General features: G+C 70.8%; 21 protein-coding genes, 1 tRNA gene and 1 pseudogene. 8 read left to right on the forward strand and 15 right to left on the reverse strand.

What is annotated here, in order from left to right; all coding sequences use genetic code 11:
• The first annotated feature begins 60 nt into the window (after positions 1-60).
• Both galK and K9S39_RS26700 read left to right on the forward strand, forming a co-directional pair.
• Positions 61-1,230, forward strand: a complete 1,170-nt coding sequence (gene galK / locus K9S39_RS26695) for a galactokinase (RefSeq protein ID WP_248865842.1) — start codon at positions 61-63, stop codon at positions 1,228-1,230.
• 268 nt (positions 1,231-1,498) lie between these two features.
• A complete protein-coding gene (locus tag K9S39_RS26700) occupies positions 1,499-2,278 on the forward strand; it encodes a response regulator transcription factor (RefSeq protein WP_248865843.1) in 780 nt (259 codons plus the stop codon).
• Positions 2,279-2,430: 152 nt separating this feature from the next.
• Here K9S39_RS26700 and K9S39_RS26705 read toward each other — a convergent pair whose 3' ends face one another.
• The 3 genes from K9S39_RS26705 to K9S39_RS26715 all read right to left on the reverse strand — a co-directional run bounded on the left by K9S39_RS26705 (position 2,431) and on the right by K9S39_RS26715 (position 5,935).
• A complete protein-coding gene (locus K9S39_RS26705) occupies positions 2,431-4,458 on the reverse strand; it encodes a beta-galactosidase (protein WP_248865844.1) in 2,028 nt (675 codons plus the stop codon).
• A 52-nt stretch (positions 4,459-4,510) separates the two neighbouring features.
• Positions 4,511-5,305, reverse strand: coding sequence for an SDR family NAD(P)-dependent oxidoreductase (locus K9S39_RS26710; protein ID WP_248865845.1), 795 nt, complete (start codon positions 5,303-5,305; stop codon positions 4,511-4,513).
• Positions 5,306-5,437: 132 nt separating this feature from the next.
• The gene (locus tag K9S39_RS26715) at positions 5,438-5,935 is read right to left on the reverse strand and encodes a MarR family winged helix-turn-helix transcriptional regulator (protein WP_248865846.1); all 498 of its coding nucleotides are present in this window, start codon (positions 5,933-5,935) and stop codon (positions 5,438-5,440) included.
• 197 nt (positions 5,936-6,132) lie between these two features.
• Between K9S39_RS26715 and K9S39_RS26720 the strand changes: the two genes are divergently transcribed.
• Entirely contained in the window at positions 6,133-6,963 is an 831-nt protein-coding gene (locus K9S39_RS26720; protein WP_248865847.1) for a trans-aconitate 2-methyltransferase, read from the forward strand.
• A 67-nt stretch (positions 6,964-7,030) separates the two neighbouring features.
• Here the strand turns inward: K9S39_RS26720 and K9S39_RS26725 are convergent, their stop codons facing one another.
• The 3 genes from K9S39_RS26725 to K9S39_RS26735 form a co-directional block, all read right to left on the reverse strand.
• Positions 7,031-7,201: a hypothetical protein gene (locus K9S39_RS26725; protein WP_248865848.1), complete on the reverse strand. Its 171-nt coding sequence runs from the start codon at positions 7,199-7,201 to the stop codon at positions 7,031-7,033.
• Positions 7,202-7,262: 61 nt separating this feature from the next.
• Positions 7,263-7,949, reverse strand: coding sequence for a TetR family transcriptional regulator (locus K9S39_RS26730; protein ID WP_406708020.1), 687 nt, complete (start codon positions 7,947-7,949; stop codon positions 7,263-7,265).
• Between the two features lie 7 nt (positions 7,950-7,956).
• Positions 7,957-8,964, reverse strand: a complete 1,008-nt coding sequence (locus K9S39_RS26735; protein WP_248865849.1) for an acyl-CoA desaturase — start codon at positions 8,962-8,964, stop codon at positions 7,957-7,959.
• A 265-nt stretch (positions 8,965-9,229) separates the two neighbouring features.
• On the opposite strand from K9S39_RS26735, the gene ppc reads away from it, so the two are divergent.
• On the forward strand, positions 9,230-11,992 hold the full coding sequence (gene ppc / locus K9S39_RS26740; RefSeq protein WP_248865850.1) for a phosphoenolpyruvate carboxylase: 2,763 nt from the start codon (positions 9,230-9,232) through the stop codon (positions 11,990-11,992).
• A gap of 138 nt (positions 11,993-12,130) precedes the next feature.
• Here ppc and K9S39_RS26745 read toward each other — a convergent pair whose 3' ends face one another.
• The 7 genes and pseudogenes from K9S39_RS26745 to K9S39_RS26775 all read right to left on the reverse strand — a co-directional run bounded on the left by K9S39_RS26745 (position 12,131) and on the right by K9S39_RS26775 (position 17,574).
• Positions 12,131-12,655, reverse strand: coding sequence for a hypothetical protein (locus K9S39_RS26745; protein WP_248865851.1), 525 nt, complete (start codon positions 12,653-12,655; stop codon positions 12,131-12,133).
• Positions 12,656-12,735: 80 nt separating this feature from the next.
• Positions 12,736-13,326 (reverse strand): aminoacyl-tRNA hydrolase, encoded by a 591-nt coding sequence (pth, locus tag K9S39_RS26750; RefSeq protein WP_248865852.1) that lies wholly within the window; start codon positions 13,324-13,326, stop codon positions 12,736-12,738.
• Between the two features lie 113 nt (positions 13,327-13,439).
• Complete coding sequence (locus K9S39_RS26755) at positions 13,440-14,033, reverse strand: 50S ribosomal protein L25/general stress protein Ctc (protein WP_248865853.1); 594 nt, start codon at positions 14,031-14,033, stop codon at positions 13,440-13,442.
• A gap of 273 nt (positions 14,034-14,306) precedes the next feature.
• Positions 14,307-15,281, reverse strand: a complete 975-nt coding sequence (locus K9S39_RS26760) for a ribose-phosphate diphosphokinase (protein ID WP_248865854.1) — start codon at positions 15,279-15,281, stop codon at positions 14,307-14,309.
• A gap of 71 nt (positions 15,282-15,352) precedes the next feature.
• Complete coding sequence (gene glmU / locus K9S39_RS26765) at positions 15,353-16,810, reverse strand: bifunctional UDP-N-acetylglucosamine diphosphorylase/glucosamine-1-phosphate N-acetyltransferase GlmU (RefSeq protein ID WP_319949583.1); 1,458 nt, start codon at positions 16,808-16,810, stop codon at positions 15,353-15,355.
• A gap of 132 nt (positions 16,811-16,942) precedes the next feature.
• Positions 16,943-17,014, reverse strand: a tRNA-Gln gene (locus tag K9S39_RS26770).
• 29 nt (positions 17,015-17,043) lie between these two features.
• Positions 17,044-17,574, reverse strand: a pseudogene (locus K9S39_RS26775) (hypothetical protein).
• A 155-nt stretch (positions 17,575-17,729) separates the two neighbouring features.
• Here K9S39_RS26775 and K9S39_RS26780 point away from each other — a divergent pair.
• A complete protein-coding gene (locus K9S39_RS26780; RefSeq protein ID WP_248865856.1) occupies positions 17,730-19,163 on the forward strand; it encodes a sensor histidine kinase in 1,434 nt (477 codons plus the stop codon).
• 428 nt (positions 19,164-19,591) lie between these two features.
• Here K9S39_RS26780 and K9S39_RS26785 read toward each other — a convergent pair whose 3' ends face one another.
• Both K9S39_RS26785 and K9S39_RS26790 read right to left on the reverse strand, forming a co-directional pair.
• The gene (locus K9S39_RS26785) at positions 19,592-20,125 is read right to left on the reverse strand and encodes an SUKH-3 domain-containing protein (RefSeq protein WP_248865857.1); all 534 of its coding nucleotides are present in this window, start codon (positions 20,123-20,125) and stop codon (positions 19,592-19,594) included.
• 8 nt (positions 20,126-20,133) lie between these two features.
• The gene (locus K9S39_RS26790; protein WP_248865858.1) at positions 20,134-20,649 is read right to left on the reverse strand and encodes a YwqJ-related putative deaminase; all 516 of its coding nucleotides are present in this window, start codon (positions 20,647-20,649) and stop codon (positions 20,134-20,136) included.
• Between the two features lie 318 nt (positions 20,650-20,967).
• Here K9S39_RS26790 and K9S39_RS26795 point away from each other — a divergent pair, with 318 nt between their 5' ends.
• From K9S39_RS26795 to K9S39_RS26805, 3 genes are all read left to right on the forward strand, one after another.
• Entirely contained in the window at positions 20,968-21,948 is a 981-nt protein-coding gene (locus K9S39_RS26795; protein WP_248865859.1) for an SMI1/KNR4 family protein, read from the forward strand.
• Between the two features lie 5 nt (positions 21,949-21,953).
• A complete protein-coding gene (locus tag K9S39_RS26800; protein ID WP_248865860.1) occupies positions 21,954-24,986 on the forward strand; it encodes an SUKH-4 family immunity protein in 3,033 nt (1,010 codons plus the stop codon).
• A gap of 601 nt (positions 24,987-25,587) precedes the next feature.
• On the forward strand, positions 25,588-26,667 hold the full coding sequence (locus K9S39_RS26805) for a coiled-coil domain-containing protein (RefSeq protein ID WP_248865861.1): 1,080 nt from the start codon (positions 25,588-25,590) through the stop codon (positions 26,665-26,667).
• The last annotated feature ends 32 nt before the right edge of the window (positions 26,668-26,699 follow it).

The raw sequence follows: 26,699 nt of genomic DNA on the forward strand, positions 1-26,699 counted from the left end.
ACCCGAAGTAACGCCCCCGCGCGGGCCGCGCAGCACGACGAGCGGGACGAAGGAGTCCACGTGACGGACACGGAGCACGGCGCACCCCGGACGGCCGCGGCCTTCCGCGAGGTGTACGGGGCGGAACCCACCGGGATCTGGGCGGCGCCGGGCCGGGTCAACCTGATCGGGGAACACACCGATTACAACGACGGCTTCGTGATGCCGCTGGCCCTCCCGCACACCACCCTCGCCGCCGCCTCGGCCCGCACCGACGGCGTGCTGCGCCTGCACTCGGGCGGCGCCGCGGGCGGCATCGTGGAGCTCCGCGTCGACGACCTGCGTCCCGTCGCCCCCGCCCGCTGGGCGGCCTACCCGGCAGGCGTCGTCTGGGCGATGCGGGAGGTCGGCCTGCCGGTGGGCGGCGCGGATCTGCACTACGACAGCACGGTGCCCACCGGCGCCGGACTCTCCTCCTCCGCCGCCCTGGAAGTCGTCACCGCGCTCGCCCTCGACGCCCTCTACGCACTCGGCCGCACCCCCCAGGAACTCGCCCGGCTCACCCAGCGCGCCGAGAACGCGTTCGTCGGCGTGCCCGTCGGCATCATGGACCAGACCGCGGCCGCCTGCTGCACCGAGGGCCATGCCCTGTTCCTGGACACCCGGGACCTCTCGCACCGTCAAGTTCCGTTCGATTTGCCGGGGGAGGGGCTGCGGCTCCTCGTCGTCGACACCCGGGTGAAGCATGAACTCGGGGACGGCGCATACGCGGAGCGGCGCGCCGGATGCGAGCGTGGCGCGCGGGCGCTCGGAGTGCGCGCCCTGCGCGACATTTCCCTCGCGCATCTGCCCGAAGCTTTGAACAAGTTGGCCGGCGACGCGGTCGTCCAGAGCCTCGTACGCCACATCGTCACCGAGAACCACCGCGTCGAAGAGGTCATCGCCCACCTCGACGCCGGCCGGACCCGTGCCATCGGCCCGCTGCTGACCGCCGGACACGCCTCGCTCCGCGACGACTTCGCCGTCTCCTGCGCCGAACTGGATCTCGCCGTCGACACGGCGAACGCGGCGGGCGCCGTCGGAGCCCGGATGACCGGCGGCGGCTTCGGCGGCTCCGCGATCGTACTCGTCGAGGAGGCCGACGCACAGACCGTCAGCACAGCGATCACCGAAGACTTCGCGGCCGCCGGACACCTCACCCCACGGGTCTTCACCGCCGTACCCAGCGCCGGAGCACGCCGCGTGCGGTAGGGCGTGCCGGACGGCGCGCGGCCACCAGGGCGTCGCGAAACGGCCCGGCCGTACAGGCCAGTTTCGCCAATCGCCCGCCCGCGCCGTACCCCGTCCGTACCCTGAGATCAGCACCGGTGGGGGCCGGTGCTGATCAGGGGGCGAGACCGCCGGGTGCGGCGCCCGGGGTGGGGGCGCCACGCGGTACGGCGGCGGCCGTGCGGCAGAGGCGATCTTCAATCCGGGCGTCGCGCCCGCTATGGTCCGTTCACCGAGACAGGGGGTCTCTGTGCAACGCATCCGGGTTCTGGTGGTCGACGACCACCGCATCTTCGCCGAATCCCTGGCAGCCGCGCTCGCCGCGGAGCAGGACGTGGACGTGGCGGCGGCGGGCAGTGCCGCCGCGGCGCTGCGCAATCTGGAGCGGGCGGCCGCCGACGGCCGCCGCTTCGACGTGCTGCTGGCCGACGCCGATCTCGCCGCCCCGCTGACCGCGGTGCCCGCGCAGCCGTCCGCCCGCGACGCCGGGCCACGCGACGCCGCGCCACGCGGCGGCCCGCTCGACGGCATCGCGCTGGTCTCCACGCTGCGTTCCGGCCATCCGTATCTGCGCACGGTCGTCCTCGCCGAGCGCGACGACCCGCGCCGCGCCGCCGCCGCGCTCCAGGCCGGCGCCTCCGGCTGGGTCGCCAAGGACTGCTCCCTCTCCCGGCTGCTCGCCGTCATCCGGGGGGTGCTGCGCGACGAGACGCATCTGCCGCCGGCGCTGCTGACCGGTGTCCTGCGGGAGCTGACGGCGGCCCGCAAGCACCGTACGGAGAGCGAGCGGCTGGTGGAGTCGCTGACGCCGCGTGAGCGCGAGGTGCTGCGCTGCATGGTGGCGGGGCTGGGCCGCAAGGCGGTCGCCGAGCGGCTGTTCCTCTCCCCGCACACCGTCCGTACGCATATGCAGAATGTGCTCGGCAAGCTGGGCGTGCACTCCACACTCGCGGCGGTGGCACTGGCCCGGCGGGCAGGGGTGGGCCCGGTCGAGATCGAGCCGGCGGCAGCGGCGTCGGTGCCGGGATGATCGCGGCGTGGGCCGCCGGACTCCCGTGGACGGTGAACGCTGCCCGACGGGAATACCGCCCGGGGCGCGCCGCGTTGGGTCCTGCAAGGGGTGCTCGCAACCCTTAAGGGTCACCCCTTGGGGGGCTTTCCTTGCACCGCCCCGCCGCCCGCTCATGCCTCCGTCAGTACGGCCACGCCCCGCGCGGCCAACGTGACCCGCTCGACGACCTCCCCGGTACCGACCCGGGGCGTCTCCCCGTCCGCGCCCACCCCGTCCTCCGCCCCCAGCACATCCCGCATCCGCCCCGGCAGCTCCACCTGCACAGCTGTCGCCCCGTGGTTGAGCAGGAAGAGATACCGCCCCCCGGGCCCCTCCCGTACAGCGGCCTGGACGCCCGCCGGCAGGCCCGGCAGGACCGGTGTCACGCCCGCCGCCGCCCGTACGTCGTCCAACAGGGCCCGCATCAGGGCCGGTTCGAGCCGGGTGCCGAGGTACCAGGCGGTGCCCTTCCCGTAAGTGTGCCGGGTCACGGCGGGCCGGCCGACGAGGTCCCCGTCGGTGAAGTGCGCCGGCGCCTCGGCCCCTTCGAGGTCGATCTCCTCCGACCACAGGTCCGCCCGCCCGGTATAGCGGCCGCCGCCCACCGTCACCGACCGGCCCGCGTCCAGCGGCCAGAACTCCGCCACCCGCAGCCCCAGCAGCTCGCGCAGCGGGGCCGGATAGCCGCCGGGGTGCACCCGGTCGTGCTCGTCGACGATCCCGGAGAAGAACGACACCACCAGCTGCCCGCCGCCCCACACATAGGCCGCGAGCCGCTCCGCGTCGCGCGCGGTGAGCAGATAGAGGTTGGGGGCGATGACGAGGCGGTGGCCGGACAGTTCGCGCTGTGGGGGCAGTACGGCACAGGGGACGCCCGCCTCGAAGAGCGGCCGGTAGTGGTCGAGCGCGATCCGCGAGTGGTCCAGCGCGGTCGACGGTTTGGAGTCCAGTTCCAGCGCCCACCAGCTGTGCCAGTCCGCCAGCAGCGCCACATCGGCCCGCGACCGCGTTCCGGCGATTTCCGGAAGGGAGGAGAACTCCCGTCCCAGGGCGGCGACTTCGCGGAAGATGCGGGTCTGTGTCCCGCCGTGCGGCAGCATCGCCGAGTGGAATTTCTCCGCGCCGCCCAGCGACTGCCGCCACTGGAAGAACAGCACCGCGTCCGCGCCCTGGGCGACCGCCTGCCAACTCCACAGCCGCATCGCTCCCGGCGGTTTGGGGCCGTTGCGGGGCCGCCAGTTGACGGCGCTCGGCGCCTGTTCCAGCAGCAGCCAGGGCTGCCCGGAGCGCGCCGAACGCATCAGGTCGAAGACGTATCCGGCCCGGATGTGGTCGTCGGGCGTGTAGGGGTCCTGGTAGAAGTCCAGCGCCATGGCGTCCATGTGCGCGGACCAGGCGAACGCGTCAACGGGCTTGTGCTGCGGCATCAGATTGGTGGTGATGGGCACACCGGGTGTGAGGCGCTCCAGCACTGCCTTCTCGGCGAGATAGCAGGCGCGTAGCGCGTCGTCGCCGAAACGCAGATAGTCCAGCTGCTGCGCGGGGTTGGGGAAGGTGGGCGCGGCGCGTGGCGGCAGCACCTCGTCAAAGTCGCCGTACGTCTGCGACCAGAAGGCCGTCGACCAGGCGTCGTTGAGCGCGCCGACGGTCTCGTAGCGCTCGCGCAGCCAGCGCCGGAAGTCCTGGGCGGAGACGTCGCAGAAGCACTGCCGGGTGTGGCAGCCGTACTCGTTTCCCACGTGCCACATCGCCAGCGCGGGATGGCCCGCGTAACGGGTGGCGAGCTGTTCGACGAGACGGACGGCGTGGGCGCGGTAGACGGGGCTGGAGGGGCAGTAGTGCTGCCGGCCTCCGGGCCAGCGGCGCTGTCCGTCGGGGCCCTCGGGCAGGATCTCGGGGTGCGCGCGGGAGAGCCAGGGCGGCGGTGAGGCGGTCATCGTCGCCAGACAGACCGCGATGCCGGCGCCGGCCAGTCCGTCCAGCACCCGGTCGAACCAGCCGAAGTCCCACTCCCCGGGCCCAGGCTCGACCTTCGCCCAGGAGAAGATCCCGGCGGTGACCATGGTGACATGCGCCGCCTTCATCAGCTTCAGGTCCTCGGCCCACACCTCCTCGGGCCACTGCTCGGGGTTGTAGTCGCCGCCGAATCGGATGCCCATCGGACCCCCTGGGTCGAGATCGGGGCGAGGCGAGCGGCCCCGCCGCCAACGGTCACGAAGAGTTCTTGTAGACGCTCCAGCCGCCGTCCACTGCCAGGCTCGCGCCGGTGACGAACGACGCCTCGGGGGAGAGCAGGAAGGCGGTGGCGGCGGCGACCTCCTCGGGCCGGCCCAGCCGCCGCGCCGCGGTCTCCTCGGCGCTGGCCCGCCGCTCCTCCTCACCGATCCCGTCCCAGGCGGCGGTGCGCACCGGTCCCGGCAGAACGCAGTTCACCCGCACCTCGGGCCCGTATTCGACGGCCAGTTGACGCCCGAGCCCGGTCAGCCCGGCCTTGGACGCGGCGTACGCGGGCCGCCCCGGCAGGCCGATCAGCGCATGTACGGACGAGGTCAGCACCACCGCGCCGCGCCGCTCCCGCAGATCGTCCAGGGCGGCGCGTACGCCGAGGAAGGAGCCGGTGAGGTTGACCGCGAGCTGTCGTTCCCAGTCCGCGAGGGGGGTGCGGTCGGCGGGCGCGACATAGGGCAGGTAGGCGTTGCTGACCAGCCCGTCGACCGGCCCGTAGCGCTGCCGGGCGGCGTCGACCGCCCGCCGCCAGTCGTCCTCGCGGGCCACATCGCAGTGTTCGTACGAGGCCCGGCCGCCGGCCGCCCGGAGGCGTCGCGCGGTGTGTTCCCCGCGCGCGTCGTCGATGTCCAGCAGCAGCACACCGGCGCCCTCGGCCGCCAGCCGGTCGGCGGTCGCCGCTCCGATCCCGGCGGCGGCACCGGTCACCAGGACCGTCCGCCCCCGGAAGCGCTTGCCGAACGGACCACCGCGCGTCGGCCGCGTCTCGTGCTGGCTCATGGCGCGATCAAAGCCCACCACGGGGCGCCGGGCAAGAGGACGTCAAGCGTCGGCGTGCCTCCCCCAGAGCCTTGAAGGCATGGGCGGTGCCCCATCCGGAAGGGGTGATGTGCCCGCGGGGGTGCCGGCCCGTCAGCCCGGAACGTTGTCGAACGGACCCGTCAACCGCCGCAGCAGACCGGCCAGTTCGGCGCGCTGCTGACGGGTCAGCTCGGAGAGGATCGCGCGCTCCTGCGCCAGCAGGCCGGCCAGCGACTGGTCGGCCTTGTCGCGTCCCTCGGAGGTCAGCCTGACCAGCACACCGCGCCGGTCGCTGGGGTCGGGAAGCCGCTCGACGAGGTTCTTCTTGGCCAGCCGGTCGATGCGGTTGGTCATCGTCCCGGACGTGACCAGCGTCTGTGTCAGCAGTTGGCCGGGGGAGAGCTGATACGGGGCCCCGGCGCGCCGCAGCGCCGTCAGTACGTCGAACTCCCAGGGCTCCAGACCCACCTCGGCGAAGGCGATACGACGGGCACGGTCGAGGTGTCTGGCAAGCCTGGAGACGCGGCTGAGGACCTCAAGCGGTTCCACGTCGAGGTCCGGGCGCTCCCGGCGCCATGCTGCGACCAATCGGTCGACCTCGTCCTCCATGACGATCAGTGTAGAGGGTCTGTCGACATGAAGTCTCTTGGCATGAAGTATCTCGACGAGAAGCTTCTTGGTGTGAAGATATATTTGGCTGGACTATTGGGCATCGCATGCGGGGAGCTCTCGTTTCACCGGATTGGCCTGAAGCGGGCCTCAGCACGCCCAGAGTCAGCCCTGTACCAACAGAGGGGTTTTCGAACATGCACGACGCACCAACCTGGGATCCGCAGCAGTATCTGCGCCATGCCGGACATCGGACGCGTCCCTTCCATGACCTGCTCACCCGCATAAACGAACTCCCGCCGCAGCAGGGCCCCGCCCGCATCGCCGACCTCGGCTGCGGCCCCGGAAATGTCACCGCCCTGCTCGCCGAACGCTGGCCCGACGCGCATATCACCGGCTACGACAACTCGTTGGAGATGCTCAAGGAAGCCGAGCTCTACGCCGGCCCCACCAAAGGCGGCGGCCACCTCGACTTCAGTGTCGCGGACGCCGCCGACTGGGCGCCCGACGAACCGCACGACCTGATCGTCTCCAACGCCGCACTGCAATGGGTCCCCGGCCATGCCGACTCCTTCGCCCGCTGGATCGAGTCCCTCAAACCCGGCGGCACCTTCGCCTTCCAGGTCCCGGGCAACTTCACCTCGCCCAGCCACGCCCTCCTCGGCGAGCTGTGCGACGCCCCGCCCTGGCGCGACCGCCTCAAAACCCACGGCCGCCGCTTCGTCCATATCCTCGGACCCGCCGACTATCTGGAACGCCTCGCCGACCTCGGCTGCGAGACGGACGTGTGGGAGACCACCTACGTCCAGCTCCTCCATGGCGACGACCCCGTCCTGGACTGGGTCAAGGGCACCGCCCTGCGCCCCGTCCTGACCGCCCTGGAGGACGACCCGGCCGCCCGCGACGCCTTCCTCACCGAATTCCGCGATCTGCTGCGCAAGGCATATCCCACCGGGCGGCACGGCACGGTCTTCCCGTTCCGCCGCATCTTCGCCGTGGCCCGCAAACCGGAAACGGCTGATTCCTGACGCATGTCCGTTCGTTTTCCACCGCCGCGCGCCGCGCGCGCCGGCGGTGGGTGACGGCCGGGCCCCGTCAGCCGTACCAGGTGACGTCGCAGATATAGACGCATTCATGGCGCGGCGCGGCGAGAAAGCTGATGAAGCCCCGACCGCCAAGAAGATCGAACTCTTGTAGTCCGCATTCCCTGTCGACAGGCCGGCCTACCTTCGCGGTGTCGTGTCCGAGCGCGGCGAGTCGGTTCACGGTGACCTCCGGTACGGGTAGGGCACGGGCTTCGTAGGGTATCGGCGGAGGCCCGCGCGTCTCAGCTCTTCCGGTGCCCTATCAGCCTCGGCTTGGCCTCCAGCCCGTCCAGGCCGTGCCAGGCCAGGTTCACCAGGTGGGCCGCGACCTCGGCCTTCTTCGGTTTGCGGACGTCCAGCCACCACTGGCCGGTCAGCGCGACCATCCCCACCAGCGCCTGCGCATACAGCGGGGCCAGTTTCGGGTCGAAGCCGCGGGCCTTGAACTCCAGGCCCAGGATGTCCTCCACCTGCGTGGCGATATCGCTGATCAGCGAGGCGAAGGTGCCGGTGGACTGGGCGACGGGGGAGTCGCGGACGAGGATACGGAAGCCGTCGGTGAAGGTCTCGATGTAGTCGAGGAGCGCGAACGCCGCCTGTTCGAGGAGTTCGCGGGGGTGGCCGGCGGTCAGTGCGCCGGTCACCATGTCCAGCAGCTGCCGCATCTCGCGGTCCACGACCACCGCGTACAGGCCCTCCTTGCCGCCGAAGTGCTCGTAGACGACGGGCTTGGACACCCCGGCCTTGGCCGCGATCTCTTCCACCGACGTGCCTTCGAAGCCCCGCTCGGCGAAGAGGGTGCGACCGATGTCCAGCAACTGCTCCCGGCGCTCCGCGCCGGTCATCCGGACCCGGCGGGTCCGCCGGGTGCTCGCGCCGGATGTGGTCTTGCCGTTTTGCTCGTTCACGTTGCTGCCGTCGATCGCCACCCGTTAATCATGCCGCCTGGGAGGTCCTCTCCTCGCGCCGGGCGACTCCGTCCTTGCGCCGCGCGTCGAGGCGCGAGGCGTTCGGCCAGCGCACGTCGTACACCCAGCCCGCCTTCTCGAACCAGCGGATCAGCCGGGCGCTGGAGTCCAGCTGCCCGCGCAGCACACCGTGCCGGGCGCACGTCGGGTCCGCGTGATGCAGGTTGTGCCACGACTCGCCGCAGGACAGTACGGCCAGCCACCACACGTTCCCGGAGCGGTCGCGGGACTTGAACGGGCGCTTGCCCACGGCGTGGCAGATGGAGTTGATCGACCAGGTGACGTGGTGCAGCAGCGCCACACGCACCAGCGAGCCCCAGAAGAACGCGGTCAGGGCGCCCTGCCAGGACCAGGTCGCCAGACCGCCCACCAGTGGCGGAATCAGCAGCGAGACGGTGGTCCACAGGACGAACTGGCGGGAGACCCGACGGACGGCCGCGTCCTTGATCAGATCCGGTGCGTACTTGTGCTGCGGCGTCTGCTCCGCGTCGAACATCCAGCCCACATGCGCCCACCACAGGCCCTTGAGCAGGGCCGGGACCGTCTCGCCGTACCGCCAGGGTGAGTGCGGGTCACCCTCGGCGTCGGAGAACTTGTGGTGCTTGCGGTGGTCGGCGACCCAGCGCACCAGCGGGCCCTCCACCGCCATCGACCCCATCACGGCCAGAGCGATACGCAACGGACGTTTCGCCTTGAACGCCCCATGGGTGAAATACCGGTGGAATCCGATCGTGATGCCATGGCAGCCGATGTAATACATCACCACCAACAGCCCCAGATCCAGCCAGCTCACCCCCCACCCCCAGGCCAGCGGCACCGACGCCAGCAGCGCCACGAACGGCACGGTGATGAACAGCAGCAGTGTGATCTGCTCCAGCGAACGCTTCTTGTCGGCGCCCAGTGTCGCGGAGGGCAGGGGCGAGGCAGACGAATCGGCGGGAATCGGTGACTCTTCGGCTTCTGGACCAGCGGTCATGTGACGTCCCTCGCAGGGGGTTCGAGAGCTCAGGGGTCAATTACAGCCTACGGGACCGTAACCTACGGTCACGTAAGTATGGCAGTGACACCGGCACGAGCAAGGCCATGACAGGCCCCGCACACCCACCTGCGACCCGGCTGCCCACACAGTGGACGGTGTGATCTGCTGATGAGGGGGCGACCTATCCTGGGGTCGTCGGACAGCGCGGTCCGCAACCCGCCATCCAGCCCAGAGTGCCGAAACACTGCAAGGAGCAGCACCTGTGAGCAGTGCCGACAACACCCCCGCCGAGCTCGCGTCCACCGAGAAGACCGAAAGCGCCGCGACCAACGTCGCGCTGCGCGCCGACATCCGCCGCCTCGGCGACCTCCTCGGCGAAACTCTCGTCCGGCAGGAGGGACCGGACCTCCTCGACCTCGTCGAGCGGGTCCGCGCCCTGACCCGGACCGACGGCGAAGCCGCCGCCCGCCTCGTCGGCGACACGGACCTGGCCACCGCCGCCAAGCTGGTACGCGCCTTCTCCACGTACTTCCACCTCGCCAACGTCACCGAGCAGGTCCACCGCGGCCGCGAACTGCGCACCAAGCGCTCCGCCGAAGGCGGCATCCTCGCCCGCACCGCCGACATGCTCAAGGACGCCGATCCCAAGCACCTCCACGAAACCGCCCGCCACCTGGGTGTACGGCCCGTCTTCACGGCCCACCCCACCGAAGCCGCCCGCCGCTCCGTCCTCACCAAGCTCCGCAAGATCGCCGAACTGCTGGAGCGCACCGACGCCGGCGAGCGCCGCCGCGCCGACCTGCGCCTCGCCGAGAACATCGACCTCATCTGGCAGACCGACGAACTGCGCGTGGTCCGCCCCGAGCCCACCGACGAGGCCCGCAACGCCATCTACTACCTCGACGAACTGGGCCGCGGCGCCGTCGGCGACGTCCTCGAAGACCTCGCCGCCGAACTGGAACGGGCCGGCACTCCACTGCCCCCCGGCACCCGCCCGCTCACCTTCGGCACCTGGATCGGCGGCGACCGCGACGGCAACCCCAACGTCACCCCCCAGGTCACCTGGGACGTCCTGATCCTCCAGCACGAACACGGCATCACCGACGCCCTCGAACACATCGACGAACTCCGCGGCGCCCTGTCCAACTCGATCCGCAACTGCGGCGCGACGGACGAGCTGCTCGCCTCCCTCCAGCACGACCTGGAGCTCCTCCCCGAGATCAGCCCCCGCTACAAGCGCCTGAACTCCGAGGAGCCCTACCGCCTCAAGGCCACCTGCATCCGCCAGAAGCTCGTCAACACCCGCGAACGCCTCGCCGCCGACACCCCCCACGTCCCCGGCCGCGACTACCTCGGCACCGCGGAGCTCCTCGACGACCTCACCCTCATCCAGACCTCACTGCGCGAACACCGCGGCGGCCTCGTCGCCGACGGCCGCCTCGAACGCACCATCCGCACCATCGCCGCCTTCGGCCTGCAGCTCGCCACCATGGACATCCGCGAGCACGCCGACGCGCACCACCACGCCCTCGGCCAGCTCTTCGACCGCCTCGGCGAGGAATCCTGGCGCTACGTCGACATGCCGCGCGACTACCGCCGCAAGCTCCTCGCCAAGGAACTCCGCTCCCGCCGCCCCCTCGCCCCCACCCCGGCCCCCCTCGACGACGCCGGAGCCAAGACCCTCGGCGTCTTCCGCACCATCCTGAAGGCCAAGGAAACCTTCGGACCCGAGGTCATCGAGTCCTACATCATCTCCATGTGCCAGGGCTCCGACGACGTCCTCGCCGCCGCCGTCCTCGCCCGCGAGGCCGGACTGATCGACCTGCACGCCGGCTGGGCCAAGATCGGCATCGTCCCGCTCCTGGAAACCACCGACGAACTCAGGATCGCCGACCAGCTCCTCGACGAAATGCTCGCCGACCCCTCCTACCGGCGCCTGGTCGCCCTCCGCGGCGACGTCCAGGAAGTCATGCTCGGCTACTCCGACTCCTCCAAGTTCGGCGGCATCACCACCTCCCAGTGGGAGATCCACCGCGCCCAGCGCCTGCTCCGCGACGTCGCCCACCGGCACGGCGTCCGACTGCGCCTCTTCCACGGCCGCGGCGGCACCGTCGGCCGCGGCGGCGGCCCCTCCCACGACGCGATCCTCGCCCAGCCCTACGGAACACTGGAAGGCGAGATCAAGGTCACCGAACAGGGCGAGGTCATCTCCGACAAGTACCTGGTGCCGTCCCTGGCCCGGGAAAACCTGGAACTGACGGTCGCCGCCACCCTGCAGGCATCCGCCCTGCACACCGCGCCCCGCCAGTCCGACGAGGCCCTCGCCCGCTGGGACGCCGCCATGGCGACCGTCTCCGACGCCGCCCACGGCGCCTACCGCCGCCTCGTCGAAGACCCCGACCTGCCCGCCTACTTCTTCGCCTCCACCCCCGTCGACCAGCTCGCCGAACTCCACCTGGGCTCACGCCCCTCCCGCCGCCCGGACTCCGGCGCCGGCCTCGACGGCCTCCGCGCCATCCCCTGGGTCTTCGGTTGGACCCAGTCCCGCCAGATCGTCCCCGGCTGGTTCGGCGTCGGCACCGGACTCAAGGCCGCCCGCGAGGCCGGCCTGGACTCCGTCCTGGACGAGATGCACGAGCACTGGCACTTCTTCCGCAACTTCCTGTCCAACGTCGAAATGACACTGGCCAAGACCGACCTGCGGATCGCCCAGCACTACGTCGACACCCTCGTCCCCGACCACCTCAAGCACGTCTTCGACGTCATCAGGACCGAGCACGAGCTCACCGTCGCCGAAGTCCTGCGCATCACCGGAGAGACCGAACTCCTCGACTCCAACCCGGTCCTCAAGCAGACCTTCCACATCCGCGACGCCTACCTCGACCCGATCTCCTACCTCCAGGTCTCCCTGCTGCACCGCCAGCGCACCGCCGCCGAACGCGGCGAGGAATCAGACCCGGTGCTCGCCCGCGCCCTGCTCCTCACCGTCAACGGTGTAGCAGCCGGCCTCCGCAACACCGGCTGACCCCGCCCCGGCACACGACGACGGCCCGCCCCTTCACCGGAAGAGGCGGGCCGTCGTCATAGGCGCCAGAAAAGGCGGGATGATCGGCATCAGAAGGCAGGGTGATCGGCACCAGGAGGCAGGTCGGCACCAGAAGCCCTACAGCGCCACGAACGCCGCTCCCAACAACGCAGCACCCAGCAACCCGATCACCCACGCCGTACGCCGAAACCGCATACCCCCCGCCACCACCAACGCCGCCAACAACAACGACCCCGCAAACGGCACCCACGCAAGCAAAATCCCGGCCGGCCCCACACGCACCGCACGCGTCGTCCCCGGCTCCACCGTCACCTCGACCCGTTCACCCTCGGCCGGCGCCACCGACTCCACGAGCGACACCTTCGCCCGCCGCTCCCCACCCCCCGCAGTCGGCACATACGGGCCCGTACACCGGTCCTCACCACACGCCGCGACCGTCATCGTGCCGCGCTCCCGCACCTTCACGAGCATCGCGTACTGCGCCGTATTCCACGACGTCCACACTCCACCGGCCAGCAAAAGCAAAGCCAGCAGCCCCATCAACACGATCCGGGCGACAAGCAACGCACCGAAAGCGCTCTCACCAACCCGCCGGACACGGCTGCGTTTCACCGAACGGGTACGCGTACTACTACTGGCCATGGCCGCGATCCTTGGCCATCCCACCGCACCCGGTCAACCTCGGACAGCCCATTCGTCAGCCCTGACCAGCCCTGTCCCCATCACGTGTTGTACGTGCTCTGAGCCCTCTCCAGTCCCTCCAGCACCAATGCCTCCACCGCATCCGACGCACGGTCCACGAAGTAATCCAGCTCCTTGCGCTCCGCCGACGAAAAATCCCTCAGCACAAAGTCCGCCACCGGCATACGTCCCGGCGGCCGCCCGATCCCGAACCGCACCCGGTGATAATCCGCCCCCAACGACTTCGTGATCGACTTCAGACCGTTATGGCCGTTGTCACCGCCCCCCAGCTTCAGCCGCAGCACGCCGTAATCGATATCCAACTCATCGTGAACGGCGATGATGTTGGCGGTCGGCACCTTGTAGAAATCCCGCAACGCCGTCGTCGGCCCACCCGACAGATTCATGAAAGACCTCGGCTTCGCCACCACCACCCGACGACTCGCCGGCCCCGGAGGACCGATCCGCCCCTCCACCACCTGCGCCCGCGCCTTATGCGCCTTGAAACGCGCACCCATCCGCCCGGCAAGAAGATCGGCAACCATGAAACCCACATTGTGCCGATTACCGGCGTACTCCGGACCAGGATTCCCCAGCCCCACGACCAGCCACGGGCTGCCCGCATCCGTCATCTGCAAGCTCCTTCAACGGCGAGACCGTCGCCCCACGCCAACAGCGCGGGACGACGGTCACAGAACAACACCCGGGGCACGCCGGCAACCAGCGCCCACCCCGGAAAGGGAAATCAGGCGCCGGCCTCTTCACCCGCACCCTCGGCGGCACCCTCGGCCGGAGCCTCCGCCTGCGCCGCCACGACCTGCAGGACGACCGCGTCCTCCTCGACGGCCAGCGACACACCGGACGGCAGCGAGACGTCCTTGGCCAGCACCGACTGACCGGCGTCCAGACCCGCGATGGAAACCGTCACCGACTCCGGGATGTGCGTCGCCTCCGCCTCGACCGGCAGCGTGTTCAGCGCGTACTCCAGCAGATTGCCGCCCGGAGCCAGGTCGCCCTCGGTCTGGATCGGCAGCTCGACGCCGACCGTCTCACCCTTCTTGACGGCCAGGAAGTCCACATGCACCAGGAACCTACGAATCGCCTCACGCTGCACGGCCTTCGGAATGACCAGCTCGGTCTTGCCGTCGAAGTCCAGACGGATCAGCGCGTTCGGGGTCTTCAGCGCCATCATCAGCGCGTGGCTGTCCACCGCGACATGCTGCGGGTCAGCACCGTGACCGTAGACAACGGCCGGGACCTTCTCCTCACGACGGATACGGCGGGCTGCGCCCTTACCGAAATCCGTACGCAGCTCAGCGGCAAGCTTGACCTCAGCCATAACAGCACTCCTCGTAACTCAGAAACGATCCGGCGGGCGTCACCCGGCCCACGACAGACCAGCTACGAAGAGCGCGTCGATAACGGACCGCCGCACACAACAGTGCGGCCTCCCTCGCCGAGCAACTCCGTGAGTCTACCCGGCGGGAAGGCCGCCCCCAAGTCGATCAACCAGCCGGGCCGATCAGCCGGCCGAGGCCGACCAGCCAAGCCGACGGTCAGTTCGATCAGTCGGGCCGATCTGTCAGGCCGATCAGCCGACGCGACAGAACGCTCACTGCTCGTCGAAGAGACTCGTCACCGAACCGTCCTCGAACACCTCACGGATCGCCCGCGCGATCGTCGGCGCCATCGACAACACCGTGATCTTGTCCAGCTCCAGCTCGGACGGCGTGGGCAGAGTATTCGTAAAGACGAACTCACTGACCTTGGAATTCTTCAGCCGATCCGCAGCCGGACCGGACAGCACACCATGCGTCGCCGTCACGATGACATCCTCCGCCCCATTGGCGAACAAGGCCTCCGCCGCAGCACAAATCGTGCCACCGGTGTCGATCATGTCGTCGACCAGAACACACACCCGGCCCCGCACATCACCGACCACCTCATGAACGGTGACCTGATTGGCCACGTCCTTGTCCCGCCGCTTGTGGACAATCGCCAGCGGAGCACCCAGCCGGTCACACCAGCGGTCCGCGACCCGCACCCGGCCCGCATCCGGAGAAACCACCGTGAGCTTGTCGCGATCCACCTTCGCGCCCACATAATCCGCGAGCACCGGAAGCGCGAAAAGATGATCCACCGGACCGTCGAAGAAGCCCATGATCTGGTCCGTGTGCAGATCGACCGTCACCACACGGTCCGCACCCGCCGTCTTCATCAGATCCGCGATCAGCCGCGCCGAAATCGGCTCACGACCACGGTGCTTCTTGTCCTGACGCGCATAACCGTAGAATGGAACGATCACCGTGATGCTCCGGGCCGAAGCCCGCTTCAGCGCATCAATCATGATCAGCTGTTCCATGATCCACTTATTGATCGGAGCCGTATGGCTCTGAATCAAAAAGCAGTCCGCACCACGCGCCGACTCCTGATACCGGACATAAATCTCACCATTGGCGAAGTCAAAAGCCTTCGTCGGGACCAGCCCCACACCCAGCTGATGCGCGACCTCCTCCGCCAGCTCGGGGTGGGCGCGGCCGGAGAAGAGCATCAGCTTCTTCTCGCCGGTCGTCTTGATCCCGGTCACAGCAAATCTCCTCGAATCACAGTTCGCCTGCGTTCAACACGGTACGCCGCACACAACGCACCCTTGCACGATCACCGCTCGCCCTCGGACTCCTCGCGGGCAGCCGCAGCAGCCTGCGCGGCGGCACTTCCAGGCCGCTTACGCGCGACCCAACCCTCGATATTCCGCTGCTGGCCACGCGCGACCGCCAACGAACCCGGGGGCACATCCTTGGTGATGACCGAGCCGGCCGCCGTGTACGCGCCATCCCCGATCGTGACAGGAGCCACAAACATATTGTCCGACCCGGTCCGGCAATGTGACCCGACCGTCGTGTGATGCTTCGCCTCACCGTCGTAATTCACAAACACGCTCGCCGCGCCGATGTTGGTGAACTCACCGATCGTCGCATCCCCCACATACGACAGATGCGGCACCTTCGTCCCCTCACCGACCTGCGCGTTCTTCATCTCCACATACGCACCGGCCTTTGCGCCCGGCCCCAGATCCGTCCCCGGACGCAGATACGCATACGGCCCCACAGCCGCCCCCGGCCCGATCCTCGCGCCCTCCGCAACCGTGAAAGACACCGAAGCACCCGCACCCACCGACGTATCCGTCAACCGCGAATTCGGCCCCACCTCGGCACCGGAAGCCACATGCGTCGAGCCCACCAGCTGCGAACCCGGCAACACCGTCACATCCGGGTCAAACGACACCGACACATCAACCCACGTCGTCGCCGGATCCACCACCGTCACACCGGAAAGCATCGCCGCATTCAACAACCGCTCATTCAGCAGCCGACGCGCCTCCGCCAACTGCACCCGGTTATTGATCCCCAAAATCTCCCGATGATCCGCCGTTACAGCCGCACCCACCCGATGCCCCGCCGCACGCAAAATCCCCAGCACATCGGTGAGGTACTCCTCACCCTGGCTGTTATCCGTACGCACCTTCCCCAGCGCATCCACCAGCAGCCGGGCGTCGAAGGCGAAGACCCCCGAATTGATCTCCCGGACCGCCCGCTGTGCCGCGGACGCGTCCTTGTGCTCGACGATCTCCTTGACCGCGCCGGACGCCTCGTCCCGGATGATGCGGCCGTAGCCCGTCGCATCCGGCACCTCCGCCGACAGCACCGTCACGGCATTCCCGTCCGCCGCGTGCGTATCGCTCAGCTTCCGCAGCGTCTCACCGGTCAGGAGCGGGGTGTCACCACAGACCACGACGACCGTGCCGTCGAGCGCGACGTCGCTGCCGCTCAGCTCCTCGAGGCCCATACGGACGGCGTGGCCGGTGCCGTTCTGCTCGTACTGCACGGCGGTGCGGACGGCCGGATCGATCTCGGCGAGATGCGCCTGCACCTGATCACGGGCATGGCCCACGACCACCACGAGGTGCTCGGGATCCAGCTCACGGGAGGCGGCGACGACATGTCCGACGAGGGAACGGCCGCAGATCGCATGCAGGACCTTCGGGGTCGCCGACTTCATGCGGGTCCCCTCCCCCGCTGCGAGAACGACGACGGCGGCCGGGCGATTGGCGCTCACGGGGATGCCCTTCGGCTTCTTGGCTTCTTCGGGTGGTGGACACCCGAAGGATACCGGGGCGTATTGAAGGTGAAACGCGGGCGGGTCCTGACCTTGTGATCAGGACCCGAACTTTTGCTCTGTTGTGGCAGGCTCCCCCGCCAGGACTCGAACCCGGACATAAGGCACCAAAAGCCTCAGTGCTGCCAATTACACCACAGGGGATAGTAAAGCGGTTTAAACCGGACATTGCGTCAGTCTGGCCGCCTGGCACCCAACACTATGCCGTACCACCAGCCTTCGATGCGACGGTATAGCTCTGCACTTTGTAGCACCCGGATAACGAGACAGCCGTGGTACCCCCCGCCTGTGTTCTTGCGGGTGGTCTTCGGGAGTCTGGCGATCTCGGGTTTCGCGATACGGCGCCCAGCGGGCCTCGCGCATCTGGTGGAGGGCTTCATCGGACTGGGCTTGGGCGGGTCGCGGCCCCAGAGGGGGGGCCGAGCCCTTGGAGACTCCGAGCTCTGCCACGATCTCGTCGTAGGTCCGCCCTAGTTTGCGCGGCTCGCGGGCCTTCTCGCGGAGGTCGTCCTTGGCGTTGGGGCGCTTCGTCCACTCAGGGGCGGCTCCCCTTCCGGTAGGCGGGTCAGGGTGGCGTCGCCGAGTGCTGTGCCGAGCCGGTCGCGGATCCGGCGCCTGCTGAGGTCGGCGCGGCGGAGGGTGACGGCTTGGGAGCGTAAGGGCTCGTGGTCGGGGTGGGCGTGATGGCGCTGTGTGTACGTCATGGAACAGGCTGTCGTGCTCGCCTGTGCGGATGTGGCGAAAATGTGGTCGATTCAATAGTTCGAGGGATTTTCGCAGGTGAGGGCACGTAACGGGCCTGAGGTGTGCTGGGGTGCGGGGCTGAGGAACGGGTGGGGGCGCCCGTAGGCTGGTCGTTATGACCGCAACGGGGGCAAGTGAAGGTGCGGGCGCGCGGGGTGCGCCCGTGAGTGGGCCGTGGTGGTGGGCCCGGCGGCGTAGTGCCGTGCTGGACGTGTTTTTGGCGGCCGTTTCGGCGGCGGAGTGTGTGCTCGAGGGTTCGCGCTTCGCGGATCAGGCGGGGCTGCCGGAGCTGATCGGGATGTTGCTCGGCCTGGTGGTCGGGCCGGTGCTGCTGGTGCGTCGGCGGTGGCCGATCGTGGTGGTGCTGGTTTCGATAGCGGTGATGCCTGCGGAGATGGGCTTGCTGCTGAGTGTGGTGGGGCTTTACACGCTCGCCGCCTCGGATGTGCCGCGTCGGGTGACGGCGTTGCTGGCGGGGATGACCGTTGTCGGGACGTTGACCACGACGTTTCTCAGCATGCGGCAGGACGTGGTGGCGGACGAGGACTTCACCCCGCCGGTGTGGTTTGTGCCGGCGATGGCGCTGGCGGTGGCGCTGGTGCTGACGGCGCCGCCGGTGTTGTGGGGTATGTACGTCGGCGCGCGGCGGCGGCTGGTGGAGTCGTTGCGGGAGCGGGCGGACGGTCTGGAGCGGGAGCTGTCGCTGTTGGCGGACCGGGCCGAGGAGCGGGCGGAGTGGGCTCGTAACGAGGAGCGGACGCGGATCGCGCGGGAGATGCACGATGTGGTGGCGCACCGGGTGAGTTTGATGGTGGTGCATGCGGCGGCGCTGCAGGCGGTGGCGTTGAAGGATCCGGAGAAGGCGTCGAAGAACGCGGCGTTGGTCGGGGATATGGGGCGGCAGGCGCTGACGGAGCTGCGGGAGATGCTGGGGGTGTTGCGTACGGCTGAGGGGGCGGCGGTGCGTGGTGCTGCTGGTGCGGATGAGCCGGAGCGGTTGGCGGCGGTGGCGTCGCAGGTGGCGGCGTCAGGGGCGATGGCTGTGGGGTCGGAGTCGGGGGCGGAGGTTTCGTCGGCCGGGGCGTCGGTGTCGGCCTCGGGGGCCGGGGAGTCGGATGTGGAGGGGCCGGGGCTGGCGGAGCTGCGGGAGCTGGTGGGGCAGTCCCGGGTGGCCGGGATGGCGGTGGAGCTGTCGGTCGAGGGTCCGGACGGGGAGGCCGGTGACGGGGTGGTGTGTGGTTATGCGCCGCGGGTGCAGCGGACCGTGTACCGGGTGGTGCAGGAGGCGCTGACGAATGTGCACAAGCATGCGCCGGGTGCGCGGGCGCAGGTGCGGTTGGCGCATCGGGCCGGTGAGGTGGCGGTTCAGGTGGAGAACGGTCCGTCGGAGCGGGGTGCGGCGGATGTGGGGTTGCCGAGTGGGGGGAATGGTCTGGTGGGGATGCGGGAGCGGGTGACGGCGCTGGGGGGCGTGTTTGTGTCGGGGCCGACGGAGGCGGGGGGCTTCCGGGTGTCGGCGGTGGTTCCGGCGGCCGTTCCGGCGGGGTGAGGCCGGGCGCGGCTGGGGTGACTGCGGGTGGGCTCCGGTTGTCGGGTGTGTCTGCGGGCTGGTCCTTGCCGTAGGGCACCGGTCCCGCCGTAGGGCACCGACGGGCTGCTGGTGTGGCTGCGGGTGGCCTCCGGTTGCCGGGCGCCTGCGGGCTGTCCCCGTCGTGGGACACCGACAGGCTGCCGCCTGCCCCTGCCCGGCCACCGACGGGCTGATTTCCCTCGATGGCCACGGTCAGCCTTGAGGTGCTGAGACCCGCCGGAGGTCGCTGACCTCTGCCGACGCGGACGACCTGTCCCCGCCGGGGGCTGCCGCCCCTACCGGAGCCCGCTGCCCCTTCCGACGGACGGCCCGTCCCCGCCGGAGCTCGTCCGCGCAGGCCCGCTTACCGCCCCGCCTACCGCGCCCCGCTTACCGCCCCCGCCGCCTCAGTCGGCCGACACCACCAGTCGGCTCGGCTGTGCCCCCAGGACCAGTGTGCCGAGGGCATGGTCGATGTCTGCGCCGAGGTACCAGTCGCCGGTGTGGTCGAGGCTGTAGACGCGTCCTTCGGTGTCGATGGCGAGGGCGGCCTGGCCGAAGGCGGTGCCGTTGCCGGTGGTGATTTCTTCCTGGCCGAGCGGGGCGACGTCGGTGTCCAGGGCGCGGCCGAGGTCGCCGAGGGTGCGGGCGAGGTGGAGGCCGTGGAGGGGGTTGAGGACGAAGGGGGTGGGGGCGATGTGGCGGCCGGGGCCGGGGCCGGTGATGTGGAGTCCGCCGAACTCTGCCCAGGCTTCGACGGCGGCGGGGAAGACGCTGTGGCGGTGGCCTGCTGGGGAGGCGTGGGCGCGGAGGGTGTCGGCCCAGTGCTCTGCCTGCTTCATGTCCCAGCGTCCGGGTTCCCAGCCGGCTTCCTGGAGGGCGACGTCGACGGCGGCGGGGAAGCGGGTGGATCCGGCGCGGTCGCGGGTGGCGGGCGGCATGGTGGCGGTCAGCTCCCTGTGGGCGTCGTGTCGCCGATGGGCAGGACGCCGAAGTGGGCGAGGAGCGCGTCGCAGGAGCGGCAGGGTGGTGCGTAGCTGCCGTGTTGTGGGTCGCCGTCCTCGCGGATGTGACGTGCGGTGATCTTGGAGTGTTTCAGGGAGCGGCGGGCCTCGCCGTTGGTGAGGGGCTTGCGGGAGGCGCGTTTGGAGCGGTTGGCCTCGACGGCGGTGAGGTGGCGGGAGAGGAGGACGGCTTCGGGGCAGCGTCCGGTGAAGCGTTCGCGCTGTGCGGTGGCGAGGGTGTCGAGGAAGTCCTGGACGAGGGGGTGGAGGACGGGGGGTTGTTCTGCCTTGCTGGCGGTGCAGGTGAGGGTGCGGCCGCGGACGGAGAGAGCCGCGCCGACGGTGGGGAGGATGCCGTCGCGGCGGTGGCGGAGGGTGGGGGCGTGGTCGGTGCCGGTGGTGCCGCTCCAGCCGATGCGGGGGTCGCCTTTGGCGGTGGTGTGGTGTGCGGTGGTGCTCACTCGGTGCTTTCCCTCCCTGCGATCCCCGTGCAGCCGGGGGTCCCCCCGCGAAGGTGGGGGAGATCAGCCTGCCAAAGGTGCTGGGCGTTGCGGTAGTCGGCCGGACTGTCGGGGATGTCACCAGAAGGTGACAGATCGTCGGATGGGGGCGGAACGGGGCTGGTCGGCGGGGTGCTGTGCGGGCGGTGGGATGGTGGGCCGTGGGGGTGACAGTGGTGTGTCGGCGGGCTGACGTCGGCCGGGTGGGGGCACGGGATGGTATTGCGGCACGGCATAGGCTGTGCCCCAAACGCCAGCATCAGCCAGGGGGCATCCGCGATGACGACAGGTCGGCTCGGGCAGCAGCATGCCGCGCCACCGAATGTGGCCTATGCCGCGCAGGTCGTGCATTTCCCGGATCCGGTCCGTGCTTCGCGGTTTCCCGCGGGGGTGCGGGTGGACGGGAATGGTTTCCCGGATTTTTCGCCGTATGCGCGGGCGGCGGCGGAGATCGCCGAGCCGCCGGAGGGTTTCGGTGTCGATGAGCTGCGGCTGACGGACTATGTGTCGGCGAATGCGGCGCTGCATGCGCAGGGGCATGAGCTGTGGATAGATGTGCCGTCGGTGGCGACGCCGCACGGCTGGACGTGGCATCACGTGGCGGGTACCCGGCGGATGGAGCTGGTGCCGGTCGAGGTGAAGGCGTTGTTGCGGCATCACGGCGGTCTGGCGACGGCGGCTGTGGAGCATGAGAAGCGGGGTACGCGGCCGTTGCAGGAGACGCGGCCGGCGCATTTCGGGGTGCCGCGGGGTGGTCTGTCGGTGGGGGAGGAGCAGGTGGTGCAGGCCGAGGAGGCGCTGGGCTATCGGCTTCCGGGTGCGTATCGGGCGTTCTTGAAGGCTGCGGGTGGGTGTGCGCCGGCAGGTGCGGCGTTGGACGCGGAGCTGGGACTGCTGGTGGATCAGCCGTTTTTCACGGTGCGTGATGACGCGGCGGTGAACGATCTGGTCTATGTGAACAAGTGTCTGCGGGATCACTTCACCAAGGACTATCTGGGTGTGGCGTTTGTGCAGGGTGGGGTGGTCGCGGTGAAGGTGCGCGGTGCGGCGCTGGGCACGGTGTGGTTCTGTCCGTATGACGATGCGCGGGATCGGGACGGCTGGTCGGTGGGGGAGCGGGTCGAGCGGCTGTTGTTGCCGTGTGGCGCGGATTTCGATGACTTCTTGCAGCGGCTGGCGGGGAATCCGCCGGAGCTGGAGACCGTGGCGAACCTGATGGTGGACGGTGGCTTCGCGCGGGCCGTTCCGGTGGGGGGCTGAACGCGATGGTGACGTTTGCGCAGGCGCAGGAGCGCGGGGAGCGCTGGGTCAATGGTGAGGTGCCGGCGCCGCAGCATCGTGAGGTGCGGGTGCGGGAGTTCGACCTGGGTTTCGTGGTGTGGGCGGAGGACCGGGACGGGGGTCCCCCCGGAGCCGAAGGCTCTTTGGGAGGTCCGCGCAGTGATGGTGGCCGTAGCCGGCTGGTGATCGCGCGGGACAGCGGGGAGACGACGCTGTGGCCGGGGTTGCCGGTGGGTGAGGTGATCCGGCGGTTCGAGGAGGAGTACGGCGCGGTGGCGGAGAGCGGTCAGGGCGCGGAGCCGCCGCGGCAACGGATCGATCTGGAGGCGACCTCGTTTTTGCTGACGCCGCCGGAGTGGCTGCAGGAGGCGGCGGATTCGCTGGGGGTTCCGGACCGGCGGGGGGAGGTGGCTTCCGGTGCGGGGACTTCTGCGGGGACTTCGGGCGGTGCTTCCGCGGCTCCGTCGGCAGCATCGGATGCCTGGGCCGATGTCAGTGTGCAGGCCGGGGGTGGTGGGTCCGGGGAGGTCGGCACGGCCGGGGCGCCGGGGCCTAACGGTGCGTCCGGGACGGCCGGTGGGACGCCGTGGGCCGAGGCGGACACGACGGCGGACGAGGCTGCCGAGGACCGGTCGGTGGGTCTGCCCGCCACGGTCTTCGCGCCGCCGCTCGCCGGTTTCGACGAACAGGACGAGCAGGGCGACACTCCGGCGGCGCCGCGCTCTCGGCCGGAGGCGAAGACCGAACTGCTGCAGGGGGGAAGCCGGTTGCCGCGTACGCAGCTCGCGCCGGCGCTGGATCTGCCGGACGGCCAGTCGTCGGACGGTCCCGGGGGGACGGGCGGTCCGGAGGGCCAGGCCGGTGTGGCGGGTCAGGGCCGGCCCGGTGGGCCGCTGCCCGCGCCGCCGCCGATGCCGCCCGCGCCGCCTGGCGTGCCCGCCGGTGAGGGGCTGCCCGATCTGCCGCCGCCGTCCGGTCCGCCGGTCACCGATGTGCCGCCGCCCGAGGGGGCGGTGCCGGGCGCTCCCGGCCCGGGGGTGCCGCCGCCCGCCCCGCCCGCCGGCGGTGGTGTGCATGCCGCGGCGACGATGCTGGCCGACGGTTCCTCGCTGCCCGGGAACGCCGGGAACGCCGGTGGCTCCGGGAGCGCCGGTGGCTCCGGAAACACCGGTGGACCTCCGCCGCCGCCGAGCGCGACCGGTACGCCTGGTGCCTCCCGTACGTCCAGCCGCTCCGGTGGGTCAGGTACCGGTGCCGGTGCTCCGCCGCCGCCTCCGAGCGCGCCCGGTGTCCCCGGCGCGGGCCGTGCCGGTCGGCGGCCGGACGCCGCGGAGCGCGCGCAGGCCGAGACGGGCAAGGCGGAGCCGTCGGCCGGTGTCGCGCCCTCCGGCCCCGGTGCGCCGGGTGCGCCGGCCGGTGGCTACGTACCGACGCAGCTGGTCTCGCAGCTGGACGCGGCGGATGTGGATCTCAGCGCGGTGGACGGTCCCGGGGACGGCGGCGGGTCGTCCGGCGCGGACGGCGCCGGTGGTGCGGGCGGTCCCGGCGGTGTGCATGCCGCGGCCACGATGCTCGCCGACGGCGCGTCCCTGCAGGCGGGCCAGGGCGGTCCCGGTGGGCCCGGTGTGCCGCCGCCGCCCGCGCCTCCCGGCGTGCCCGGCCAGTCCGGTGCGGCCGCGGGCGGACGTGGGTCTGGTGGTCAGGGGGCCCAGGGCGGTCGGGGCGGTCCGCCGCCTCCGCCGCCCGCGCCGAATGCCACCGGTGGCGGTGCGGGTGGTGGCCCCGGTGGCGGTGTGCATGCCGCGGCGACGATGCTCGCCGACGGCGCGGCGCTGGGCGGCCCCGGTGCGCCCGCTGCCCCTGGCGTTCCCGGTGCCCCCGGCGTTCCCGGTATGCCGCCGTCCGCCGGTCCCGGCGTGCCGCCGCCCGGTGTGCCGGCGGGCCAGCCCGGCCCGCCGTCCGGAGTGCCGGGGCCCGGGGGCCCGGGTGCGTACGGCTATCCGCAGGCGCCCAGCGGTCAGCCGACCGTGGGCCCCGGCTACATGGCCGTGCTGAGCTATCGCGCCCCGGACGGCTCGGAGCAGAAGATCGTGCGCCGGTCAGCGCCCGGCACCCCGCATCCGGAGTGGCAGCTGCTGCACGAGCTGCGCGCGATGAACGTCCCGCCCCAGCAGGTGCTGGAGCTGCACACCGAGCTGGAGTGCTGTGATCTGCCGGGTGGCTACTGCGCGCGGATGGTCCGCGACAACTGGCCGCAGGTGCGCATCAGCCACACCGCCGCGTACGGCAGGGACCATGCCTCGCGGCAGCAGGGCGTACGCCATCTGATCGAGCATCAGGGCGAGTTGCACCAGGTCGCGGACGGTCCGGCGCGGCCGGCGCCGGTGCGGGTGCCGTTGCCGCATCCGTCGCAGGTGCAGCCGGTGCCGCCGGTGCCGCCGCAGGCCATCGGCCAGGAGCTGGAGCAGGCGTTCGGTCCGCAGGGGATCTTCCGGTTCGATCAGCGGGCGGTCTCCCGGCACGGCGTGCCCGAGGTGGTGGCGCAGATGCTGGTGTGGGCCGGGCTGCCGGTCGACTTGGCGCCGTTCTTCTGGGCGCAGGCGCAGCCGGGCCGTCCGGTGCCGACGCTGGCGGAGCTGGCGGCGGAGCGGGGTGTGCAGCCGGCCGCCGACGCGGGCTCGTATCTCGTCATGGGCAATGACTTCGGCCGTCAGCTGTGTGTGCAGTACGGGACGGCGCACATCGTGGCGGTCCCGTTGGAGGCGGGGGCGCCCGGGGGGCAGGCCGGCCGGCCGGCCGTGCCGCAGTTCGTGAACAGCGGGCTGCCGGAGTTCCTCCGCTGTCTGGCGATGCTGGGGCGGATGTGGCGGCTGCGGTTCGGGCTGACGCCTGAGCAGGCGGGCCGCTGGACCGTCGACTTCCAGGCCCAGCTGGTCGCCCTGGACCCGCCTGCGCTCGGTTCGCCGGAGACCTGGTGGTCGGTGCTGCTGGAGCAGATGTGGGACGGGCTGTTGTAGGGGCGGCGGGCCAGGACCTTTGACGCCGTGCGGCGCTCGTGGCGCTCGACCCGTGGGAGGGGGCGGGCGCCACGGCCATGTCCGGCTGCGTACGTCCGGGTGCGCCATGCCGTCCCCGGACGGGTGAAGCGGCAGCGGCGGCTGTTCCGGGCGGTGGACGAGGTGGTTCCGGGCGGGGGGGCGGGCTCCTCGGCCCGTTCCGGCCGGTGCGCGTTCTCCGGCGCGTCGGTCTCGGTCGCCGCACCTCGGACAACGGTGCGGGGCAGGGGAGTTGGGGTGCTGGGGCCGGTCGCCGGTGGAGAGTGCCGGCGCGGCGGGGAGGCCGCCCCGTTTCCGGTCGCGGGTCCCGGCGTGCGTGCGGGCGGCGTCGGCGACGTACTGCGCTGGGACGACATCGGGGTGACATGGTTTGTTCGAGGCGTTACGAAACTGCTGAGCCGATTCCGACTTCTGGTCGCATTTGACGCATCCTGGGTGGATGAGATGGGCAGAGTGTCGCGATAGGGCCGCTTCGCGCCTATCCAGAAAGATGTGTGCGGGACCGCGTGGACAGGTGCGGGCCCGCGCGACTGCTGTGCGCGGCGGAGAGGGGCTTTGAGGGATGAGTGCATCGGTTTCGCCTCACGGGTTCGAGACCGTACGAGGGCGTGGCTACCGGCCGGACGACGTGGACCGTCGTGTGGAGGGGCTGTCAATAGACCGTGACTCATGCTGGGAGCGCGCCGCGCGGCTGACCGTCCTGTGCAACGAGATGGCGGGGGAGTTGGAGAGGCTGCGGGCACATGCGGCGCAGCTGCCGCCGCAGACGTACGCCACGCTCGGCGAGCAGGCGCAGCTGATCCTGAGGACGGCGGAGGCCGAGGCGACGCGGCTGCGGACCGAGGCGGAGGCGGACGCCGAGAAGGCCGGCGACGACGCCGAGGCGTACGCCCGGCAGGTACGGGCCGAGGCGGACCAGGCGGCGGAGGAGCTGCGGACCGGGGCGCAGGAGCAGGCGCGGCGGGCCGAGGAGGCGGCGTGGGCGGAGGCCGCCTCGGAGGCTGCCGCCGCGAACCAGGACGCGGAGCGGTGGCGCAGCGAGGCGGCCGCGGAGCTGAAGGACATGCAGCGGCGCACCGCGCAGATGTGGCAGGACGAGGAGAAGCGGCAGGCCGAGGAGTGGGAGGCGGCCGGGCGGGAGCTCGCCGCCCGGGAGGCGGAGCTGGAGCAGCGCGTCGCGGAGCTGGAGGCCCGGGGGGAGGCCGTCATGGCCGACCACCGGCGCCTCCAGGCGGAGATCGAGGAGGCCGCCCGGCACTGCCAGGAGGAAGCGGACGACCAGGCCGCCGAGCTGCTGGCCCAGGCCCGGGTCCAGGTGGAACGCATCGAGCGCGCCACGGAGCGGATCCTGCGCGAACACGAGGAGGAGCAGGCGGAAGTACGGGCCCATATGACGCACGTACGCAACAGCCTGGCGGCGCTCACGGGCAAGGCGCCGGACGAGGACGAGGCCGACGAACCGGGCGAGGAGCAGGCGGAGGAACCGTCCCAGGCGGCGGCGCAGCCCGAGCCCCGGCCCGAGCCCCGGCCCGAGCCCCGGCCCGAGCCCCGGCCCGAGCCCGACCCGGCCGACACCAGGGCCCCCGTCGACCCCGACAACGAGGACACGTTGGAGACGGAGCTGCCGCGGCTGGACGGGTGAGCGGGGCGGGGATCGCCGGGTCGGCGAACCCG

This window comes from Streptomyces halobius (genome assembly GCF_023277745.1).
GTDB lineage: Bacteria > Actinomycetota > Actinomycetes > Streptomycetales > Streptomycetaceae > Streptomyces > Streptomyces halobius.

Excerpts from the sequence above, each read along its gene's own strand:
- K9S39_RS26705 (WP_248865844.1), bottom strand. The coding sequence starts at position 4,458 with ATGGGCATCCGATTCGGCGGCGACTACAACCCCGAGCAGTGGCCCGAG.
- K9S39_RS26710 (WP_248865845.1), bottom strand. The coding sequence starts at position 5,305 with ATGAGCCAGCACGAGACGCGGCCGACGCGCGGTGGTCCGTTCGGCAAG.
- K9S39_RS26715 (WP_248865846.1), bottom strand. The coding sequence starts at position 5,935 with ATGGAGGACGAGGTCGACCGATTGGTCGCAGCATGGCGCCGGGAGCGC.
- K9S39_RS26720 (WP_248865847.1), top strand. The coding sequence starts at position 6,133 with ATGCACGACGCACCAACCTGGGATCCGCAGCAGTATCTGCGCCATGCC.
- K9S39_RS26735 (WP_248865849.1), bottom strand. The coding sequence starts at position 8,964 with ATGACCGCTGGTCCAGAAGCCGAAGAGTCACCGATTCCCGCCGATTCG.
- K9S39_RS26745 (WP_248865851.1), bottom strand. The coding sequence starts at position 12,655 with ATGGCCAGTAGTAGTACGCGTACCCGTTCGGTGAAACGCAGCCGTGTC.
- pth (WP_248865852.1), bottom strand. The coding sequence starts at position 13,326 with ATGACGGATGCGGGCAGCCCGTGGCTGGTCGTGGGGCTGGGGAATCCT.
- K9S39_RS26755 (WP_248865853.1), bottom strand. The coding sequence starts at position 14,033 with ATGGCTGAGGTCAAGCTTGCCGCTGAGCTGCGTACGGATTTCGGTAAG.
- K9S39_RS26780 (WP_248865856.1), top strand. The coding sequence starts at position 17,730 with ATGACCGCAACGGGGGCAAGTGAAGGTGCGGGCGCGCGGGGTGCGCCC.
- K9S39_RS26785 (WP_248865857.1), bottom strand. The coding sequence starts at position 20,125 with ATGCCGCCCGCCACCCGCGACCGCGCCGGATCCACCCGCTTCCCCGCC.
- K9S39_RS26795 (WP_248865859.1), top strand. The coding sequence starts at position 20,968 with ATGACGACAGGTCGGCTCGGGCAGCAGCATGCCGCGCCACCGAATGTG.
- K9S39_RS26800 (WP_248865860.1), top strand. The coding sequence starts at position 21,954 with ATGGTGACGTTTGCGCAGGCGCAGGAGCGCGGGGAGCGCTGGGTCAAT.
- K9S39_RS26805 (WP_248865861.1), top strand. The coding sequence starts at position 25,588 with ATGAGTGCATCGGTTTCGCCTCACGGGTTCGAGACCGTACGAGGGCGT.